The 18,787-nt window shown below is 68.0% G+C and carries 21 protein-coding genes; 16 read left to right on the top strand and 5 right to left on the bottom strand.

Translation table 11 applies throughout. The features are described 5' to 3' along the window. Window positions 1-90: 90 nt before the first annotated feature. Together EOINJALH_RS20475 and EOINJALH_RS33350 are read right to left on the bottom strand one after the other, a co-directional pair. The gene (locus EOINJALH_RS20475; RefSeq protein ID WP_088283461.1) at window positions 91-741 is read right to left on the bottom strand and encodes a response regulator transcription factor; all 651 of its coding nucleotides are present in this window, start codon (window positions 739-741) and stop codon (window positions 91-93) included. 42 nt (window positions 742-783) lie between these two features. Further along, window positions 784-2,691 (bottom strand): ATP-binding protein, encoded by a 1,908-nt coding sequence (locus EOINJALH_RS33350; protein WP_310732324.1) that lies wholly within the window; start codon window positions 2,689-2,691, stop codon window positions 784-786. A 101-nt stretch (window positions 2,692-2,792) separates the two neighbouring features. Between EOINJALH_RS33350 and EOINJALH_RS20465 the strand changes: the two genes are divergently transcribed. Beyond that, window positions 2,793-3,761 carry a PhoH family protein gene (locus tag EOINJALH_RS20465; protein WP_234413957.1) on the top strand — a complete coding sequence of 323 codons (969 nt, stop codon included), beginning with the start codon at window positions 2,793-2,795 and terminating at the stop codon, window positions 3,759-3,761. Then, complete coding sequence (ybeY, locus tag EOINJALH_RS20460; RefSeq protein WP_088283455.1) at window positions 3,758-4,210, top strand: rRNA maturation RNase YbeY; 453 nt, start codon at window positions 3,758-3,760, stop codon at window positions 4,208-4,210. Before EOINJALH_RS20465 ends, ybeY begins: the two co-directional genes overlap by 4 nt. Before the next feature lie 37 nt (window positions 4,211-4,247). On the opposite strand, the gene hemB is transcribed toward ybeY, so the two are convergent. Next, a complete protein-coding gene (gene hemB / locus EOINJALH_RS20455) occupies window positions 4,248-5,252 on the bottom strand; it encodes a porphobilinogen synthase (protein ID WP_088283453.1) in 1,005 nt (334 codons plus the stop codon). Window positions 5,253-5,500: 248 nt separating this feature from the next. On the opposite strand from hemB, the gene EOINJALH_RS20450 reads away from it, so the two are divergent. From EOINJALH_RS20450 to lipA, 9 genes are all read left to right on the top strand, one after another. Then, on the top strand, window positions 5,501-5,935 hold the full coding sequence (locus tag EOINJALH_RS20450; protein WP_088283451.1) for a CopD family protein: 435 nt from the start codon (window positions 5,501-5,503) through the stop codon (window positions 5,933-5,935). Window positions 5,936-5,980: 45 nt separating this feature from the next. Beyond that, window positions 5,981-7,102: a VanZ family protein gene (locus EOINJALH_RS20445; protein WP_234413956.1), complete on the top strand. Its 1,122-nt coding sequence runs from the start codon at window positions 5,981-5,983 to the stop codon at window positions 7,100-7,102. 50 nt (window positions 7,103-7,152) lie between these two features. After that, window positions 7,153-7,479, top strand: coding sequence for a ferredoxin (locus EOINJALH_RS20440; RefSeq protein ID WP_088283449.1), 327 nt, complete (start codon window positions 7,153-7,155; stop codon window positions 7,477-7,479). Window positions 7,480-7,488: 9 nt separating this feature from the next. After that, on the top strand, window positions 7,489-8,103 hold the full coding sequence (locus EOINJALH_RS20435) for an alpha/beta hydrolase (RefSeq protein WP_088283447.1): 615 nt from the start codon (window positions 7,489-7,491) through the stop codon (window positions 8,101-8,103). 7 nt (window positions 8,104-8,110) lie between these two features. Then, window positions 8,111-9,265, top strand: coding sequence for a D-alanyl-D-alanine carboxypeptidase family protein (locus tag EOINJALH_RS20430; RefSeq protein ID WP_088283445.1), 1,155 nt, complete (start codon window positions 8,111-8,113; stop codon window positions 9,263-9,265). Between the two features lie 52 nt (window positions 9,266-9,317). Continuing rightward, window positions 9,318-10,193: a D-amino acid aminotransferase gene (locus tag EOINJALH_RS20425; RefSeq protein WP_088283443.1), complete on the top strand. Its 876-nt coding sequence runs from the start codon at window positions 9,318-9,320 to the stop codon at window positions 10,191-10,193. Between the two features lie 179 nt (window positions 10,194-10,372). Then, window positions 10,373-10,660, top strand: a complete 288-nt coding sequence (locus EOINJALH_RS20420; RefSeq protein WP_088283441.1) for a DUF493 family protein — start codon at window positions 10,373-10,375, stop codon at window positions 10,658-10,660. A gap of 31 nt (window positions 10,661-10,691) precedes the next feature. Beyond that, a complete protein-coding gene (gene lipB, locus EOINJALH_RS20415) occupies window positions 10,692-11,381 on the top strand; it encodes a lipoyl(octanoyl) transferase LipB (protein ID WP_088283439.1) in 690 nt (229 codons plus the stop codon). A gap of 19 nt (window positions 11,382-11,400) precedes the next feature. Next, window positions 11,401-12,387: a lipoyl synthase gene (lipA, locus tag EOINJALH_RS20410; protein ID WP_088283438.1), complete on the top strand. Its 987-nt coding sequence runs from the start codon at window positions 11,401-11,403 to the stop codon at window positions 12,385-12,387. 66 nt (window positions 12,388-12,453) lie between these two features. On the opposite strand, the gene EOINJALH_RS20405 is transcribed toward lipA, so the two are convergent. Further along, the gene (locus EOINJALH_RS20405; RefSeq protein ID WP_088283436.1) at window positions 12,454-12,966 is read right to left on the bottom strand and encodes a TlpA disulfide reductase family protein; all 513 of its coding nucleotides are present in this window, start codon (window positions 12,964-12,966) and stop codon (window positions 12,454-12,456) included. 111 nt (window positions 12,967-13,077) lie between these two features. After that, on the bottom strand, window positions 13,078-14,142 hold the full coding sequence (locus tag EOINJALH_RS20400; RefSeq protein WP_088283434.1) for a hypothetical protein: 1,065 nt from the start codon (window positions 14,140-14,142) through the stop codon (window positions 13,078-13,080). Between the two features lie 111 nt (window positions 14,143-14,253). On the opposite strand from EOINJALH_RS20400, the gene EOINJALH_RS20395 reads away from it, so the two are divergent. The 5 genes from EOINJALH_RS20395 (at window position 14,254) to ptsP (ending at window position 18,659) form a co-directional block, all read left to right on the top strand. Continuing rightward, a complete protein-coding gene (locus EOINJALH_RS20395; protein WP_088283432.1) occupies window positions 14,254-14,778 on the top strand; it encodes a hypothetical protein in 525 nt (174 codons plus the stop codon). An 86-nt stretch (window positions 14,779-14,864) separates the two neighbouring features. Continuing rightward, on the top strand, window positions 14,865-16,070 hold the full coding sequence (locus EOINJALH_RS20390) for an MFS transporter (protein ID WP_088283430.1): 1,206 nt from the start codon (window positions 14,865-14,867) through the stop codon (window positions 16,068-16,070). Window positions 16,071-16,106: 36 nt separating this feature from the next. After that, on the top strand, window positions 16,107-16,556 hold the full coding sequence (locus EOINJALH_RS20385) for a PTS sugar transporter subunit IIA (protein WP_088283428.1): 450 nt from the start codon (window positions 16,107-16,109) through the stop codon (window positions 16,554-16,556). Next, on the top strand, window positions 16,525-16,794 hold the full coding sequence (locus EOINJALH_RS20380; protein WP_088283426.1) for an HPr family phosphocarrier protein: 270 nt from the start codon (window positions 16,525-16,527) through the stop codon (window positions 16,792-16,794). Before EOINJALH_RS20385 ends, EOINJALH_RS20380 begins: the two co-directional genes overlap by 32 nt. A 107-nt stretch (window positions 16,795-16,901) precedes the next feature. Beyond that, window positions 16,902-18,659 (top strand): phosphoenolpyruvate--protein phosphotransferase, encoded by a 1,758-nt coding sequence (ptsP, locus tag EOINJALH_RS20375; RefSeq protein WP_088283424.1) that lies wholly within the window; start codon window positions 16,902-16,904, stop codon window positions 18,657-18,659. The last annotated feature ends 128 nt before the right edge of the window (window positions 18,660-18,787 follow it).

Below are 18,787 nucleotides of genomic sequence, written 5' to 3'. Positions count from 1 at the left end.
GCCGGTCGGTGTCGCGGCGGGACGCGTGGCCGCGCTGCCGGGCTCGTTCGTCGAGCCGGGCCGGCGTTGTCGGCCGACCTCGGGAGGGGCTCAGCGGCGGAACAGGCCCAGCCGCTGCGCCTCGAGCGCCGCCTCGGCGCGCGAGCTCACGTTGAGCTTGCGGTAGATCTGCTTGACGTAGTCGGCGATGGTGTGGCGCGACAGGCTCAGCTGCACGCCGATCTCGGGCAGCGTGAAGCCCTTGGCCACGCGCAGCAGCACTTCGCTCTCGCGTTCGGTGAGCGACACCTCGGGCATGTTGGATGCCACCGGCTGCGGCTGCGACGCGAAGTACTTGATCACCTTGCGCGCGATCGACGGCGACAGCGGTGGCTCGCCAGAGCTGATGCGTGTGAGCTGCTCGGTGATGAGCTCGCGCGACTGCTCTTTCAGGATGTAGCCGTAGGCGCCGGCCTGCAGCGCAGGGAACAGGTGCTCGTCGTCGTCGTGGATGGTGACCACCACCGACTGCGCGTCGGGCTGCGCATCGCGCAGGGCCGCCACCACATCGGTGCCCGAGCCATCGGGCAGGCCGAGGTCGATCAGCGCGAGCTCGAACTTCAGCCCCGAGGACACCTGTGCCAACGCGTCATGTACGCGGGAACACTCGGTGATGCGTGCCGTGGGGAACACCTGCATCACCAGGGCCTTCAGCCAGGCGCGGATCTCTGGCAGGTCTTCGAGGAGCAGGATGTTGTTCATGACGTGGGCAGAGGTGCAGGGTCGTTCGATCGTAGCAGCGGCTCAGGTCGTCGTGACATGCCGATCGAGGGGCAACGTGAGGCGTATCACGGTTCCATAGCCGGGGCCCGATTCGACGAGGCACTGCCCCTGCAATTGCTTGGCGCGGCCCTTCATGCTGGCCATGCCGTGGCCCTTGTCCAGGCGACCGTCGAGCTCCACCGGGATGCCGTTGCCGTTGTCCTGGATGACCAGCTGGAAGTCGCCCTCGGCGATGGTGCAGCGCACCGAACAGCGCGTGGCACCGCTGTGCTTGATGATGTTGCTCACGGCTTCGCGCAGGATCCGTGTGGTTTGCACGAACGCGCGCGCCGACAGGGTCTGTGGCACGTCCTCGTCCGAGGGCGCCTGCCATTCGGCTTCGACACCGGCCTGGGCCAGCCGCGACACCACCTCGGCGCGCCAGTCGCCCAGCGCATCGGCCAGTCGCACCGGCTTGCCGGTGAGGCCGCGCACCGACAGGCGCATCTCTTCCAGCGCCTCGCGGGCCAGGGTTGAGATGCGCTCGCTTTCGCTGGTATGCACGATCGTCAGCAGCTTGGCGCCGAGGTCGTCGTGCAGGTCGGCGGCAATGCGCTTGCGTTCGCGCTCGGTGACCTGTTCGACCTTCAGCTCGGCCAGCTGCGAGAAGTTGCGCTCGATCTGTGCCGTGGCCTCGCGGATGCGCACCTCCAGCTCGGCACGGCCCTGCTCGGCCGACTGCAGCGCACGGCCGTACTGCTGCACCAGCCGCAAGCCCAGCACCACCAGCACCAGGGCCGGCACCAGCTGCGCCACCTGGCCGATCCGAACATCGAACTGGGCCTGGCGGGCCAGCAGTTCCACGGCCAGCGACAGGCCGACCAGGGTGAGCAACGGCCCCATCAGCCACAGCTGCGCGGCGTGCCGTCTGCGGATCTGCACCAGGTAGAACACCGCAGCGGCCGTCACTTCGAGGGACAGCACCACGAACCACACCGATGACACCAGGTGCAACGCAGCGGGGGGGGCGGCCAGCAGGCTGGCCGCCATCACGGCGCACTGCGCCGGCAGCCCGAGGTCGAGCAGGCGCAGGCGCACGCCTGCATAGCGCATCAGGAACTGCACCGCCGACAGCGCGACCAGCCCGGCCAGCATCACCAGCAGCAGTTCGGTCCGGCGGTTCGGCCAGGGCAGGTCGGTGACCCAGGCCGGCGCGAGGAAGAGCGCCCAGCCGATCATCAGCGCACCGAAGTACGCCAGGTAGCTCTGCTTGCGGTGGAACCAGCCCAGCAGGAACATGAACCCGCCCATCAGCACCAGCGTGCCACTGGCCACCTGGGGCAGGTGCACGGCCAGGGCCATGCGCCAGGCGTGCGCGCGCGCCAGGTCCTCGTAGCTGCCCAGCCGCATCGTCGACAGGCCGCCCGCGCCGAGGCTCGACCCCACCTCGCCCGGCGCATGCCCGCGCACGGTCAGGTCGAGCAGGTTGCCCTTCGGGCGCAGCATGGCCGCCGGGATCGCCACCAACTGCGGCTGATGGCAGCGGGTGGTCACCGGCTCGGTCATGCGACCGCCATGGTGGATCAGCTCGCCGTTGACATACACCATCGCCGTGCTGCAGACGCGTTCGAGGTAGAGCCCCAGCAGGGCCCCGCCGATGTTCGCCGCGTCGAACGACACGCGGTAGGCGGCCATGGCGCCAGCCCCCGGCCAGTCGTCGCTCCACTCGTGCGGCAGTCGGACCTCTCGGGCGCGCGTCCAGTCGGGGGCGGTGCCGGCGGCGGGTGCCAGGGCCAGCGCGCGGTCCAGCGTGGCCTGCGCCATGGCCGCGAAGGCGCCTCCGGATGCGAACAGCCAGAACGCCAGGCACAGCGCCGCCGCCGTGGACCAGGCGCCGTTTCGGGCGGCTGGCGCGTGCGCCGAACCGGCATGGGGAGTCGGACAGACCATGGCCGAGGATTCTGCAGTGCGTGCTGGCAGCGGGAACGTTGGAGAATCCACGACTTGTCGATCCATTTGCTGAACGCCGCCTCGGCGCCGAGCACTGCCCCGTGACCCTGAAACACCGTTTCGAACCTGTCGACAACCTGCGGCTGTCCCATCTGTGCGGGTCGCTCGACGAACATCTGCGGGCCATCGAGGCGTCGCTGGGCGTGCGCATCGTCCGCCGCGAGGCCGACTTCCGCATCGACGGGCCGGCCACTGGCGCCCGCCGTGCGCTCGAGGTGCTGCAGGCGCTGTACGCCAAGGCCCGCCGGCCGGTGCGTGCCGATCACCTGCAGTTGCTGCTGGTCGAGGCCCTCGCGGCAGCCGCTCCGGTGGCCGCGGCGCCAGCCGGACCGGTGCCCGGTGGCGACATCGTGCTGCACACGCGCCGGTCCGACCTGCGCGGCCGCACGCCCAACCAGGTGCAGTACCTGCAGAACATCCTGTCGCACGACATCACCTTCGGCATCGGCCCGGCCGGCACCGGCAAGACCTTCCTCGCGGTGGCCTGCGCGGTCGATGCGCTCGAGCGCAGCGGCGTGCAGCGCATCGTGCTCACTCGTCCGGCGGTGGAGGCCGGCGAGCGCCTGGGCTTCCTGCCCGGCGACCTGGCGCAGAAGGTCGATCCCTACCTGCGACCGCTCTACGATGCGCTGTACGACCTGATGGGCTACGACCGCGTCACCACGGCGTTCGAGAAGGGCGCGCTCGAGATCGCGCCGCTGGCCTTCATGCGCGGCCGCACGCTCAACCATTCGTTCGTCATCCTCGACGAGGCGCAGAACACCACGCCCGAGCAGATGAAGATGTTCCTCACCCGCATCGGCTTCGGCTCGCGCGCCGTGGTCACCGGCGACGTGAGCCAGGTCGACTTGCCTCGCGGCAGTGCCAGCGGCCTGATCGATGCGGAGCAGGTGCTGCGCGAGGTGCGCGGCATCGCCATCAGCCGCTTCACCTCGGCCGATGTGGTGCGCCACCCGCTGGTGGCCCGCATCGTCGAGGCCTACGAGGCCGCCGGGAAGGTGCCGCCTTGAGCGCGCCGGGCCGCCCTGCGTTGCAGTTGTCGCTGCAGTTCGCCGAGGCCTCGCACCGTGCCCTGCTGCCGCGCCACCGTGTGGCCCGATGGCTGCGTTCGGCGCTGGACTGCCCGGCCGAGTTGACGGTGCGCATCGTCGGTGAAGAGGAAGGCCGCACGCTGAACCGCGAGTTTCGCGGAAGGGACTACGCGACCAACGTGCTGACCTTCGACTACCAGCATGCGCCGGCGGTGATCGCCGACCTGGTGCTCTGTGCGCCGGTGGTCGAGCGCGAAGCCAAGGAACTCGGCCTGGCGGTGGCTGACCACTACGCCCACCTGCTGGTGCATGGCGCATTGCACGCGCAGGGGCACGACCACGAGGACGAAGGCGATGCCGCCGTGATGGAGTCGCGCGAGACCGCCGTGCTGCTGGCCCTGGGCCTGCACGACCCGTACGGAGCCTGACCGCCCCGGCGCACCGAGGCGCAGGGGATGCTGCGGGTCAGCCCTGCTTCAACAGGCGCGCCGCTTGCAGCGCGTGGTAGGTCAGGATGCCGTCGGCGCCGGCACGCTTGAAGGCCAGCAGCGCTTCCATCATCACCGCGTCGTGGTTCAGCCAGCCATTGGCGGCGGCGGCCTCGAGCATGGCGTACTCGCCGCTCACCTGGTAGGCGAAGGTGGGCACGCGGAACTCGTCCTTCACGCGGCGCACGATGTCGAGGTAGGGCATGCCGGGCTTGACCATCACCATGTCGGCGCCCTCGGCGATGTCCAGCGCCACTTCGCGCAGCGCCTCGTCGCTGTTGCCCGGGTCCATCTGGTAGACCTTCTTGTCGCTCTTGCCGAGGTTGGCGGCGCTGCCGACGGCATCGCGGAAGGGGCCGTAGAAGGCGCTCGCGTACTTGGCGCTGTAGGCCATGATGCGGGTGTGGATGTGTCCTGCCGCCTCGAGCGCCTGGCGGATGGCGCCGATGCGGCCGTCCATCATGTCGCTGGGGGCAACGATGTCGACGCCGGCCTCGGCCTGCACCAGGGCCTGCGCGCGCAGCACCTCGACGGTGGGGTCGTTCAGGATGTAGCCGCTCTCGTCGAGCAGGCCGTCCTGGCCGTGCGAGGTGAACGGGTCGAGCGCCACGTCGGTGAGCACGCCCAGTTGCGGGAAGTGCTGCTTCAGCGCGCGCACGGTGCGCGGCACCAGACCGTCGGGATTGGTGGCCTCGCGGCCGTCGGGCGTCTTCAGCGAGGGATCGATCACCGGGAACAGCGCGATCACCGGCACGCCCAGCGTCACGCATTGCTCGGCCATCGGCAGCAGCATGTCGATCGACAGTCGGCGCACACCGGGCATGCTGGCCACGTCTTCGGTGCGTTGCTGTCCGTCCAGCACGAACACCGGCCAGATCAGGTCCGACGGGTGCAGTCGGTGCTCGCGCACGAGCTCGCGCGTGAAGGCATCGCGCCGCAGGCGGCGTGGTCGGCTGGCAGGGTAGGGTGGAGGCGTCTGCATGGTGTGTCGGTCCTCTGTTCAGGGGGCACTCGAGTGGGTGCCGATGGGTGTTTTTCCTAGCCGCAGGCCCTGCGAGAAATCAGATCAATATGCTAGTATTGATACTGGATGATAGCCGCAAGGTGATCGTCCCCTGCTTTTCCTCCCTGAGCAGGTGCCTCGCCGCCATGACAGCGTTGAGGCTTGCGACCCCAGCCCATCGGCTGGGGTTCTTTTTCTCGGGCCTGGCGTCCTGCTATCGTAAGCCGATGGCTAATTCATATCTCTGGGTCAAGGCGTTCCACATCGTCTTCATCTCCAGCTGGTTCGCCGGTCTGTTCTACCTGCCGCGGATCTTCGTCAACCTGGCCATGGTGCCGGCCGACAGCCACGCCGAACGCGAGCGGCTGCTGCTGATGGCACGCAAGCTGTACAAGTTTGCCGTCATCCTGATGGTGGTGGCACTGGCGCTGGGTGCGTGGTTGTGGCTGGGCCTGGGCATCGGGCGCGGACAGTACTGGATGCACGCCAAGCTGGTGCTCGTCCTGGGCGTCATCGGCTACCAGCATGTGTGCCTCGCCCACTTGCGCCAGTTCGAGCGCCTGGTCAATCGTCGCAGCCACCGCTGGTACCGCGTGTTCAACGAGATCACGGTGCTGCTGTTCATCGCGATCGTGGTGTTGGCGGTCGTCAAGCCGTTCTGAATCGTCGATGCGCGGGCCGCCCTCGTGTGATCGACCGCGCCAGCCGTGAGGCCTGGCCTGGTGCACGACCGGCGCAGCCTGTCGGGGCTGCTGGCCTTGTGCTGGCTGGTGTTGATCGTTTACGCCAGCCTCTATCCCTTCACCGCCTGGCGCCTGCCGCCCGGCGCGGGGCTCACCGATGTGCTGCGCCTGCCCTGGCCGCGTTGGCTGCCGGGCTTCGATGCGTGGTCCAACCTGCTCGGCTACCTGCCATTGGGGTTGCTGCTGGGTTTTGCGACGCTGCGTGCGCGGCGGCCTTGGTGGGCGCCGTTGGTCGTGGGCACCCTGGCTGCGGCGGGGCTGTCGTATGGCATGGAGTTGCTGCAGCAGTTCGTGCCGCGCCGTGTGCCGTCGGCCCACGACTGGCTGCTCAACACTGGCGGAGGCCTGCTCGGCGCCTTGTTGGCGGTGGCCCTGGACGCCCTGGGCTGGCCAACGCGCTGGCGCTGGCTGCACGACCGCTGGTTGCAGCGCGGCGGCAGTGGCGCCACGACCTTGCTGCTGCTGTGGCCGGTCGGACTGCTCTTTCCGTCTCCCCTGCCGTTCGGGCTGGGTCAGGTTGGTGGTCGGTTGCGCGAGCTGGCGCTGGACGGTCTCGACGGTGTGTCGTGGGCCCAGCCGTTGACGCTGTGGCTCGAGACCTCCGAGGTCTTCGAGCCGGCTTCGGCGGTCGTGGAAACGGTGGTCGCCGTGCTGGGACTTCTGGCGCCCTGCCTGCTGGCCTACGCCGCGTCCGCGCCGAGCTGGCGCCGGGCCATCCTGGGGCTGGGCGTGCCGGCGGTGGCCATCACGGCGGCCACGCTGTCCACGGCCTTGAACTTCGGACCCGAGCATGCCTTTGCCTGGCGAACGCCGACGGTCGACTCGGCGCTGGTGACCTCCACCGGCTTGGGCCTGGCCCTGGTCTGGGTGGGTCCACGCCTGGCCTCCAGCCTGGCACTGATCGCCCTGACCGGCCTGGTGCTGCTGGTGCATCTGGCGCCGGCCGACCCGTACTTCGCGCAGAGCCTGCAGGCCTGGGAGCAGGGCAGGTTCATCCGCTTCCATGGCCTGGCGCAGTGGGTGGGATGGCTGTGGCCTTACCTCGCCATCGGCTGGCTGCTGGCTGCGCCGGGCCGTTCGCGTTGAGCCACCCCCTGTAACGAAGGGCTCGGGGCCGCTCTCTACAATTGCCGGCCATGAGCTACTACCGGCATCACATCTTTTTCTGCCTGAACCAGCGCGCTGGCGACGAGGCCTGCTGCGCGCGCCACGATGCCCAGGCGGCCTTCGACCACTGCAAGTCGCGCGTCAAGGCAGCCGGCTTGGCCGGGCCCGGCGGCGTGCGCGTCAACAAGGCAGGTTGCCTCGACCGCTGCGCTGGCGGCCCCGTGGCGGTGGTCTACCCTGAGGCGGTCTGGTACACCTTCGTCGACACCTCCGACATCGACGAGATCGTCGACGCCCACCTGGGCCGCGGCGAGGTCGTCGAGCGGCTGCGCCTGCCGGCCGATGTCGGGCGCTGACCGCAGGCCATGAACCGCGAGACGCGCACGCTCAGCGTGCCCGGGCCGGCCGGCACGATCGAGGCCGAGGCCGACGACCCGTCGACCGCGTTGCGCGGCGTGGTGGTGCTGTGCCACCCGCACCCCCAGCATGGCGGCACCATGGGCAACAAGGTGGTGCAGACGTTGGCACGAGCCTTCGTGCAGATGGGCTACCGGGCGGTGCGGTTCAATTTCCGCGGTGTCGGCGCCTCGCAGGGCCATTGGGACGAAGGCCGTGGCGAGATCGACGATGCGCTGGCGGTGCTGGCTGCGGTGCGTGAACCCGGGCTGCCGCTGGCCCTGGGCGGCTTCTCGTTCGGTGGCTACGTGGCGGCGCATGCAGCGGCGCGGCTGGCAGCCAGCGCGCCGGTCGAGCGCCTGGTGCTGGTTGGGCCGGCCACCAGCCGCTTCGATCTGCCGGCCGTCGCGCCCGACACGGTGGTGGTGCACGGCGAGGCCGATGAGGTCGTGCCCTTGTCTGCCACCTTCGACTGGGCGCGGCCGCAGGCCCTGCCGGTGATCGTGTTGCCGGGCGTCGGCCATTTCTTCCACGGGCAGCTCACGCTGCTCAAGAGCCAGGTCATGCAGGCCTGGCATCGGTGATGCTCTGATGAAATTCTGGTTCCTTTGTATGAGTCTTTGGGCCGCGCTGTTGTCGTCGGCCTGGTCCCAGGTGACGCCCCCGCCCGAGGTGGCGGCGAAATCCTATCTTCTGTTGGACGTAGGCAGCCGCCAGGTGCTGGCCGAGCGACAGGCCGACGCGCGGGTCGACCCGGCGTCATTGACCAAGCTGATGACCGCCTGGCTGGTGTTCGACGCGCTGCGCCAGCGCAAGTTCACGCTGGAGCAAACCCTGCCGGTGTCGGTGCGGGCCTGGTCCGAGCGCAAGGGCGGTGGGTCGCTGATGTTCATCGACACCACGATGACACCCAAGGTCGACGACCTGCTCAAGGGCATGATCGCGGTGTCGGGCAACGACGCCGCGGTGGCCCTGGCCGAGGCCGTGGGCGGTACGCTGGACCAGTTCGTCGCGATGATGAACCGGCAGGCGCAGGCCTGGGGCCTGGCCAACACGCAGTTCAAGAACGTGACCGGCCTCACCGAGCCCGGGCACCACAGCAGCGCACGCGACCTGTCGATCATCGCCGCGCACGTGCTGGAAGACTTCCCGGAGCAGTACGCCGCGTACTACTCGATGAAGCAGTACACCTGGAACAACATCCGCCAGGACAACCGCAACCTGCTGCTCGGTCGCGACCCCACCGTCGATGGCATGAAGACCGGCTACACCGAGGCCGCCGGCTACTGCCTGATCGCCAGCGCCCAGCGCGACTTCCCCAACGGCAAGCGTCGGCTGGTCAGCGTGGTGCTGGGCACCGCCTCTCGGGAGGCGCGCGCCAGCGAGAGTCAGAAGCTGTTGAACTGGGGCTATGCCGCCTGGGACGCGGTGCGGCTGTTCGAGCCCGGCAAGCCGGCCGCGTCGGTGCCGGTGTGGAAGGGCAAAGGCGCCGTGGCCCAGCTGGGTGCGCCGGGCGGCGTGGTCGTCACCGTGCCCAAGGGCGACGCTGCCCGCTTGCAGACCACCATCGAGCGCACCGATCCGCTGGTCGCGCCCCTGGCCAAGGGCCAGCGCGTGGGCACCTTGAAGGTCTCCGGGCCCACGGGCGTCCCGATCACCAGCGTGCCGCTGGTGGTGCTCGAGGCCGTGGAGCCGGCGGGGCTGTTCGGCCGGTTCTGGGATTCGGTGCGGCTGTGGATCAAGTGAAGTTGCCCCGCTGTGGGCTAAGCTTGTCGACCTGACTCCGAAGGCGACTGCCATGGTCAACCTGCCCGACACCCTTTGCCACTTGAACGGGGCCACTTTGCCGCTGCGCGATGCGAAGATCTCCGTGCTCGACCGCGGGTTCATCTTCGGCGACGGCATCTACGAGGTGGTGCCGGTGTACGGCCGGCGCCTGTTCCGCTTCGACGAGCACATGCAGCGCATGCAGCGCGGGCTGAGCAAGGTGCGCATCCCCAACCCGCACGACCGCAACGGCTGGCTGCAACTGGTGCGCGAAATCGTCGCTGCCCAGCCGGCGGAAGACCAACTGGTCTACATCGAGGTCACGCGCGGCGTGGCGCCGCGTGACCACGTCATGCCCGAGGGCATCACGCCCACGGTCTTCGCGATGACCAACGCGATGAAGCCACCGTCGGCCGAGCAGCGCCATCAGGGGGTGGCGTGCGTCACCGCGCGCGATTTCCGCTGGGAGCGGGGCGACATCAAGAGCGTGTCGCTGCTGGGCAACGTGCTGGCCCGGCAGATGTCGGCCGACCACGGCGCGGCCGAAACCATCATGTTCCGCGACGGTTGGCTCACCGAGGCGTCGGGCAGCAACGTCTGGGTGGTGCACGAGGGCGCGCTGCTCGGCCCGCCGAAGAGCGAGCATGTGCTCGACGGCATCCGCGTCGACCTGTTCGCCGAACTGTGCGAGGAGGTGGGCATCGCCTACAACCTGCGGCCCATCGCCGAGGCCGACGTGCACGCTGCCGACGAGGTGCTGCTGAGCTCGGCCACCAAGGAGGTGCTGCCCGTGACGCGCCTCGACGGCGAGCCCGTGGGCCACGGCGCGCTGCGCGGCAAGCCCGGCCCGGTGTATGGCCGCCTGTACGAGGCCTACCAGCGGGCCAAGGCCGAACAGGCGATCTGAGAGGCTGAGAGTTTCTCGATCATGCCCGCTCACCCCCCCCAAACGCACCCGCTCGTCGTTGCAAATGCTAGCCATAGCCCGAGCTATGGCTGGGCTTTGCGCCTAGATCGGGCACGTTTCGGGGCGTCGCTCGGGCACGCTCGAATTCCTCTCAGCCTCTGAGCCGCCCCGGGGCAGCCATGGCAACCCTTCCGCCCGAGATCCCGCCAGAGCGGTCGCTGATCGAGTACCCCAGCGACTTCCCGATCAAGGTGATGGGCGCGCGGGTGGAGGGCTTCGTCGAGGCGATCGCGAGGGTCGCGCAGCAGTTCGACCCCGGCTTCGATGCGGCCACCATCGAGCAGCGACCCAGCAGCGGCGGGCGCTACCTGGGCCTCACGCTCACCATCCGTGCCACCAGCCGCGAGCAACTCGACGAGTTGTACCGCACGCTGTCCACCCACCCCATGGTGAAGGTGGTGCTTTGAGCGTGCGCGCTGGCGGCCCAGGCGAGTGCGCATGACCCTGCCCCTGGCGGGCCCGCGCGTCATCGTGCTCGGCCGGCGCCCCTATGCGGCCACCTTCGATGCCATGCGCGAATTCACCGCGGCGCGCACACCCGACACGCCGGACGAGATCTGGCTCGTCGAGCACGAGCCCGTCTTCACCCAGGGCGTGGCCGGCAAGGCCGAGCACCTGCTGGGTGCCGGCGACATCCCGGTGGTGGCCACCAACCGCGGCGGGCAGGTCACCTACCACGGCCCCGGCCAGGTGGTGGCCTATCCGCTGATCGACCTGAAGCGCCTGGGCATCTTCGTCAAGGAGTACGTCTACCGGCTCGAGCATGCGGTGCTCAAGGTGCTGGAGGCGCAGGGCGTCACCGGGCACCGGGTGGCGGGCGCGCCGGGCATCTACGTGCGCACCGACGACCCGTTCGGCCACGCCGCGCTCACCGGCCCGCGACCGGCCGATGACCCATTCCGCGGGTTGGCCAAGATCGCGGCGCTGGGGGTGAAGATCAGCAACCACTGCACCTACCACGGCGTGGCACTGAATGTCGACATGGACCTGGCGCCCTTCGAGCGCATCAATCCCTGTGGGTATCCAGGCTTGCGGACGGTCGACCTCGCTAAACTCGGCGCTTCCACGGATTGGACGACGGTGGCGAGGCAGTTGGGTGATCGACTGGCAGCCCACCTGAGCCCTTGAGCTGAAGACACACACCATCATGGCCACAGACAAGGTCGTCCACCAGGACGCGGGCGCCGAAGCCTACGACGCCAGCGCCAAGCAGAAGGCCCAGGCCAAGACCTCGCGCATCCCCATCAAGGTCGTCCCGGCCGAGACCCTGAAGAAGCCCGACTGGATCCGCGTGAAGGCGGGTTCGCCCACGACGCGGTTCTACGAGATCAAGCAGATCCTGCGCGAGCACAAGCTGCACACGGTGTGCGAAGAGGCGTCCTGCCCGAACATCGGCGAGTGCTTCGGCCACGGCACGGCCACCTTCATGATCATGGGCGACAAGTGCACGCGGCGCTGCCCGTTCTGCGATGTCGGCCATGGCCGCCCCGATCCGCTGGACGCCGACGAGCCGGTCAACATGGCGCGCACCATCGCCGCGCTCAAGCTGAAGTACGTCGTCATCACCAGCGTAGACCGCGACGATCTGCGCGACGGCGGCGCGGGCCACTTCGTCGAATGCATCCGTCAGGTGCGCGCGCTGTCGCCGTCCACGCGCATCGAGATCCTCACGCCCGACTTCCGTGGCCGCGACGACCGCGCGCTGGAAATCCTGAAGGCTGCCCCGCCCGACGTGATGAACCACAACCTCGAGACCGCGCCGCGGCTGTACAAGGAAGCGCGCCCCGGCAGCGATTACCAGTTCAGCCTCAACCTGCTGAAGAAGTTCAAGCATTTGCACCCCGGCGTGCCGACCAAGAGCGGCCTGATGGTGGGCCTGGGCGAGACCGACGAGGAGATCCTCGAGGTGATGCGCGACATGCGCGCCCACGACATCGACATGCTCACCATCGGCCAGTACCTGGCCCCGTCGGGCCACCACCTGCCGGTGCGCCGCTACGTGCACCCCGACACCTTCAAGATGTTCGAGGCCGAGGCCAAGGCGATGGGCTTCGCGCAGGCGGCTGTTGGCGCCATGGTGCGGTCCAGCTACCACGCCGACAAGCAGGCGGCAGGGGCCGGCGTCGACATGTGATGCTCGGGGCGGGCACGCCCAGAGGTTTGCCGGGGCAGTGCCAAGCCGCGACGTTGCGCCGCGGGTTCAGGCCTCTGCCAGCAGTTGTTCGACCAGTTTTTCGAGCGCGGCGAAGTCGGGGGCGCCCACGTAACGCTTGACGATCTGGCCACGCTTGTCGATGAGAAACGTCGTTGGCGTGAGCTTCACGTCGCCGAAGCGCTGGGCGATCACGCCGGTGTTGTCGATCGCCACGCCGAACGGCAGCTTGCGCGATTCGGCAAAGCCCGACACGAAGGTCGGCGGGTCGTAGCTCATCGCCACCGCCACCGTGGTGTAGCCACGAGGCTCGAATTTTCGGTGCGTTGCGACGATCTGTGGCATCTCTGCCACGCAGGTGGTGCAACTGGTGGCCCAGAAGTTGACCAGCACCACCCGGCCCTTGAGCTGCGCGGTGTTCACCGTGCTGCCGTCGAGCAACGTGTAGGCCACGTCCGGTGCGGCGCTGCGCTGCTGACCCCCAGCCAGCAACAACCAGCCTGCACCGACGGCCGCACCGGCCAGCGTGGCGAAGGCGAGATGGCGGCGGGTCAGCGACATGGCAAGGTGTGCGGATGCATGCGCAGCAGTCTACGCCGTTCGTTCTTCGACGCGCTGCCCAAGCGTGGGCGAAGCGTCTCTGCGGCCGCCTCGGTCGGCAGCCCCACGGCATCAGCGCATGCGCGCCAGTTCGGTGGCCAGGGTGGAGGGCAGGCGGTCCATCAACGCGTCGAGATGGATGTGGGTGGTGCCTTCGTGTTGCGCGGCGGCGTTGTCGCGGACATGGCCGCAGATCTCGATGAAGGGCAGGCGTCGATCGGCGTCGAGCGACGATCTCAGTTCGTTCAGTCTAGGGCCGTCGAGCCGGCCGTCGTAGACCACGGCCTCCGGCAGGCTGTCCTGGCAGTACCGGGCGGCGGCGTCGACCGACGCCACGTAGTCCACGAGCAGGTCCAGCCCACGGATGGCGAGCCGCACCTTGTTGCGGATCTCTCGTTCAGGCGCCACGACCAGCACTTGGCAGCCGTCGATGGGGTCGTCGACCCGCGGCAACGAGTGGCTGTTGCCCGCCCGGGGCAGTCGGAGCGACAACGACAACGTGTTGCCATGGCGGCGACGCTGGGGTCGGATGCCCAGCGCCTCGGCGGTGAAGTAGAGCAGATGCCACTGCAGGGTGTCGGTCGACAGCGGCGACACCGGCGCGGCCAGGTTGAACGACATCGACAGTTCGGGGCCCTGGTCTGCAGCAGACGGCGACAGCACCAGATCGATCGACGACTCGGCAAGTTCCTCGGCCCAGTCGACGGCGGCATGCAGCAGCGCGCTGATCAGGCTGGCGTCACCTTGGGCCGAGGTGTGCGCAATGGAAGCGTGAAGCGCCGCGCCACTGCGCAGCGACAGCCGGCGCTGGTCCAGCTGCGCTGACAACAGGTCGCTCACCACCACGTGCTCGGTCTCGGGACGCACGTGACCACTGGCCAGGCGGGCGATCTGCTGGCCCAGCATGCCGATGCGACGGGCGCCATCGATCTCGTCGCCCAACGACTGGATCAGCCGGCCGTCCGAATGTTCCTGATCCGCCAACGTGCCCAGATGGGCCAGCGCCCGTGTCAGGCGCAACGCCACCTCGGCCGACAGCCCCGACACCAGGCGCCGCAGGTCCAGCAGAGGCTCGGCGAGAACGGCAGGATCGACGGTGGGGGGCTGGGATTCCGGGGCGGACAGCAGGAGAGACATGTGCCTATGAGCATCAGTGGACAGACGATGCTGCGGTGCGGCGCACGTCCTGTCGACCCCGCGCACGGGGGGGTGCCGGTGGGGCAATGCGTGGCCCGGATAATCCGAACGATGTTCGAACGCTCGTCGATGCTGACGTTGATCGCTGCAGGCGCGGCCGCTGCATGCACCCCTTCCGGCGAGTGGCGAGAGATGACGCCGCCGGGTCTGCATCTGGCCGTGGCCATGCCCTGCAAGCCAAGCAGCCTCAGTCGCGACGTGCCGCTGGGCGGGACGCGGGTCGCGATGACGCTGTTGGCCTGCAGTGATGCGGGTGCGACGTACTCGGTTGGCTCGCTGGAGGCCGGTGACCCCGCCAGGGTGGTTCCGATGCTCGAGGCGATGGCCAGCGCGGCCCGAGTCAATCTGCAGGCGCGCGTCGATGCCGACGAACCTGCGGCCGTGCCTGGCATGACGCCCCATGCTGCTGCGCGTCTGCAGACCCTGTCGGGCCGTCTGCCCGATGGCCGAGTTGCCCAGGAGCGCCTGGTTCTGTTCGCCCACGGGACGCGGGTCTACCAGGCGATCGTCTTGGCGCCAGCCCTCGACGCCGAGAAATCGAGCGCCTTCGTCGCCAGTCTCAAGGTCCTGCCGTGAGGGCATCGGACCCAGGTGCCGACGCAGGGCCCGAGACCCCCGTCGGGGCCGTCGTCGATGCCGTCCCACCAGACGACGCATCGGCGATGCGCCTGGTGGGCTGGCGCGCCGCAGCCGTTTTCCTGGTGTTTGCGTGGGCCTACTTCTTTTCGGCCTTGCTGCGTGCCGTGACGGCCACCCTGGCGCCTGAGTTCAGCCGCGAACTCGGGCTGGGGGCCGGTCAATTGGGCTTGTTGGCCGGCGCCTATTTCCTGGGCTTCTCGGCCATGCAGTTGCCTCTGGGCGAGGCGCTCGATCGAATGGGCCCCAAACGGGTGCTGATCACGTTGCTGACGGTGGCGGTGGCCGGCTGCGCAGCCTTTTCGATGGCCACCACCATGACACAGCTTCTGATGGCTCGTCTGGTGATCGGTCTCGGTGTCGCGGGCTGCCTCATGGCGCCCTTGACGCTCTTCAGGGTGCGATTCGATCCCGTCTTGCAGTTGCGCACCAACTCCTGGATGCTGATGACCGGCTCGCTCGGCATGCTCGCATCGACCCTGCCGACGCGGTGGCTGCTGCCGATGGTGGGCTGGCGAGGCCTGTTCGTGGCGGTTGCCGTGCTGCTGATGTTGTCTGCGCTGCTCATCGCATGGGTGGTGCCGCCGGATCCGCGTCGGATGTCGCCTGGCCGCTTCCAAGGTTCCGGCTATCGCGCGGTCTTCTCTGCGCCGGCCTTCATCCGCCTCGCGCCGGCAGGTTTCTTCAGCTATGGCGGCATGATCGCGCTGCAATCGCTGTGGATCGGGCCATGGCTCACGCAGGTCGGCCATCGCACGGCGGCCGAGGCGGCAGAAGGACTCTTCGTGGTCAACGCCAGCATGTTGGTGGCCTTTCTGGCCTGGGGGCTTGCGATGCCGCACCTGTTGCGCGCCGGATGGTCGGCTGAACGACTCATGACCGTTGCCTGGCCGGCCGGCGTGCTCTGCCTTGCGTTCATCCTTTGGCGCGGGCCAGATGCCGGAGCCTTGGAGTGGGCCGTCTGGTGTGTGTCGACAAGCGTGGTTTCACTGAGTCAACCCGCGGTTGCACAGGCCTTTCCCAAGGAGTTGGCGGGTCGAGCGCTGTCGGCGTTCAACTTGGTGATCTTCTTTGGCGTGTTCGCCGTGCAATGGGGCCTGGGGCTCGTCATCGATGCGCTTTTGCTTGCAGGGTGGAGCACCCTGGAGGCCTACCGCGCCTCGTTTGCGACGATGCTGCTGGCCATCGTGGGGGCCTTTGCCTTCATGCACATGCGCGCCTGGGCCCCGTGACGACAGTGATAATGCCCGGATCAGCATTGGTCCGACATGGTACGACTGCTCATCATTGCCCATGCGCCGCTTGCCAGCGCTCTGAAGACCGTGGCAGCTCACATCGATCCCGACTCGGCGAGAGCCATCGGGGTCGTTGATGTCGATCCTGGCCAGTCGCAGGACGATGTCGTTGCGGCGGGTGAACTCATCCTCGACGCAGTCGGTCCCGTCGAGGCGCTGATCCTGACCGACGTTTTTGGCGCGACACCCTGCAATGCGGCTCGTCGGCTGGGCGAGCGCAGCGCGACGCGTGTGATCGCGGGCATCAATGTCCCCGCTGTCTGGCGGGCGGTGGCCCATCTGTCCGATCCGCTCGACCGTGTGGCTGAACTGACCGTTGCCGGTGGGCAGCAGGGTGTCATGCATGTCACCATCACTCGGCCCCAATTTCAATCTCAGAGATCCGCCGTCCATGATCCAGAGCACGATCACCATCAGCAATAAGCTCGGGCTGCACGCCAGGGCGTCGGCCAAGCTCACCAAGTTGGCAGGTACCTTCCAGAGCGAGATTCACATGGCGCGCAACGGCCGGCGCATCAACGCCAAGAGCATCATGGGCGTGATGATGCTGGCTGCGGGCATGGGTTCCGAGGTCGAGATCGAGACGGATGGTCCGGACGAGCAGCAGGCGATGGAAGCCCTCAGGGCTCTCATTGCAGACCGGTTCGGCGAAGGACAGTAGCGCTGGCCTGCAATGCCGAATCAAGGTCTGCCATATCCTGCTTGGGGTGGCCAGTGACCTGACCCGGCGGCCCCGGGGCAGGAGGCATCGATTAGGGGGGGGCTCGCATGAGCATCCAGATGTTTGGGTTGCCGGTGTCGCGCGGCGTGGCGATCGGGCGTGCCGTGCTCGTGGCGTCCAGTCGCGTCGATGTCGCGCACTACTACGTCGAACCCAGCACGGTCGAGGCCGAGATCGACCGCATCCGCAATGCGCGGGACACCGTGGCCGCGGAGCTTTCCGCCCTGAAGCGCGACTTGCCCGCCGAGGCGCCCCACGAGTTGGCGGCGCTGTTGGATGTCCACCTGATGTTGCTGCACGATGCAACGCTCGCCGATGCCATCAAGCATTGGATCGAGTCGCGGCACTACAACGCCGAATGGGCGCTCAGCGCGCAGACTGAAGTTCTCGCGCGCCAGTTCGACGAGATGGAGGATGAGTATCTGCGCGAGCGCAAGGCCGACATCGAACAGGTTGCCGAGCGAATGCTGCGAGCGCTGGCCAAGGACGGCCCGCCGTCGCCCTTGGCCGCTGGCGGCGCCGCTCGCGACTTTGGTGGAGAGGATCCGCTCGTACTGGTAGCCAACGACATCGCGCCGGCAGACATGCTCCAGTTCAAGGGCAGTGTCTTCACCGGGTTTGTGACTGACGTCGGTGGCAAGACATCGCACACGGCCATCGTGGCCCGCAGCATGGACATTCCTGCGGTCGTCGGTGCCCGTGAGGCCAGCAGATTGGTCAGGCAGGACGATTGGCTGATCATCGACGGTGATGCTGGTGTCGTGCTGGTCAATCCTTCGCCGATCGTTCTGGAGGAGTACCGATTTCGCCAGCGTCAGAGCGAGTTGGAGCGTGCCCGGTTGGACAGGCTCCGTCATCGACCCTCGGTCACGCTGGACGGACAGGCCGTCGAGCTCTTGGCCAACATCGAGTTGCCGGGCGATTCCGCGTCGGCGCTGGCCGCCGGTGCCGTGGGCGTTGGCCTCTTTCGAACCGAGTTCCTGTTCATGAACCGTGGTGGCGAATTGCCCGATGAGGACGAGCAGTTCGAAGCCTATCGCCGCGCAGTCGAGGCCATGAATGGGCTGCCAGTGACCATCCGAACGGTGGACATCGGCGCGGACAAGCCTCTGGATCGGCTCACGGCGCATGAACTCAAGCATGAGCATGCCCTCAACCCCGCATTGGGCTTGCGTGCCATTCGATGGAGTCTCTCCGAGCCGGCCATGTTTCGACAGCAACTGCGGGCGATCCTGCGAGCCAGCGCCTACGGCAAGGTGCGATTGCTCGTTCCGATGGTGGCCCATCGCAGCGAAGTGCGCATGACGCTCGAGGCACTGACTCGGGCAAAGCAGCAGTTGACCGACACGGGGCAGCCATTCAACGACGTCGAAGTCGGAGCCATGATCGAGATCCCGGCCGCTGCGTTGACGATGCCGGCGCTGTTGAAGGATTTCGACTTCTTCTCCATCGGCACCAACGATCTGATCCAGTACACCCTGGCGATCGACCGCGCCGATGAAGCGGTGGCACACCTCTACGATCCTTGGCACCCTGCCGTCCTCCGGCTCATAGCTGACGTCATCGCCGCCGGTCGAAGCGCAGGAAAGCCGGTCAGCGTCTGTGGCGAGATGGCCGGTGACACCGAATTCACAGAACTCCTCTTGGCCATGGGGCTCAGGAGCTTTTCGATGCATCCCGCCCAACTTCCTGCGGTGAAGCAGCGCATCCTCAGGGCGGATGCGGCGCGCCTGGAGCAGAACTTGGGAACCGCCCTTGACAGCGAACAGCCGGCCCAGGGCTGGCGGGCGATGTTGGATCGTTGACCTGGGGAACTGCCCAACAGCGGCAAGTTGCAGCCCGCAGGAGGTGCCCTGTGAGCAGCGACCCGTGCAATGCGCGTCCTGACGCGCAGAAACACAAAAAGCGCTTGCACGCGCAGATCTCGATGTGC

The sequence above is a fragment of the Ideonella sp. A 288 genome (genome assembly GCF_002198735.1).
Lineage (GTDB): Bacteria > Pseudomonadota > Gammaproteobacteria > Burkholderiales > Burkholderiaceae_C > Pseudaquabacterium.
Note: the sequence above shows the minus strand (reverse complement) of the source record. Positions and strands in the feature narration are given on the sequence as shown.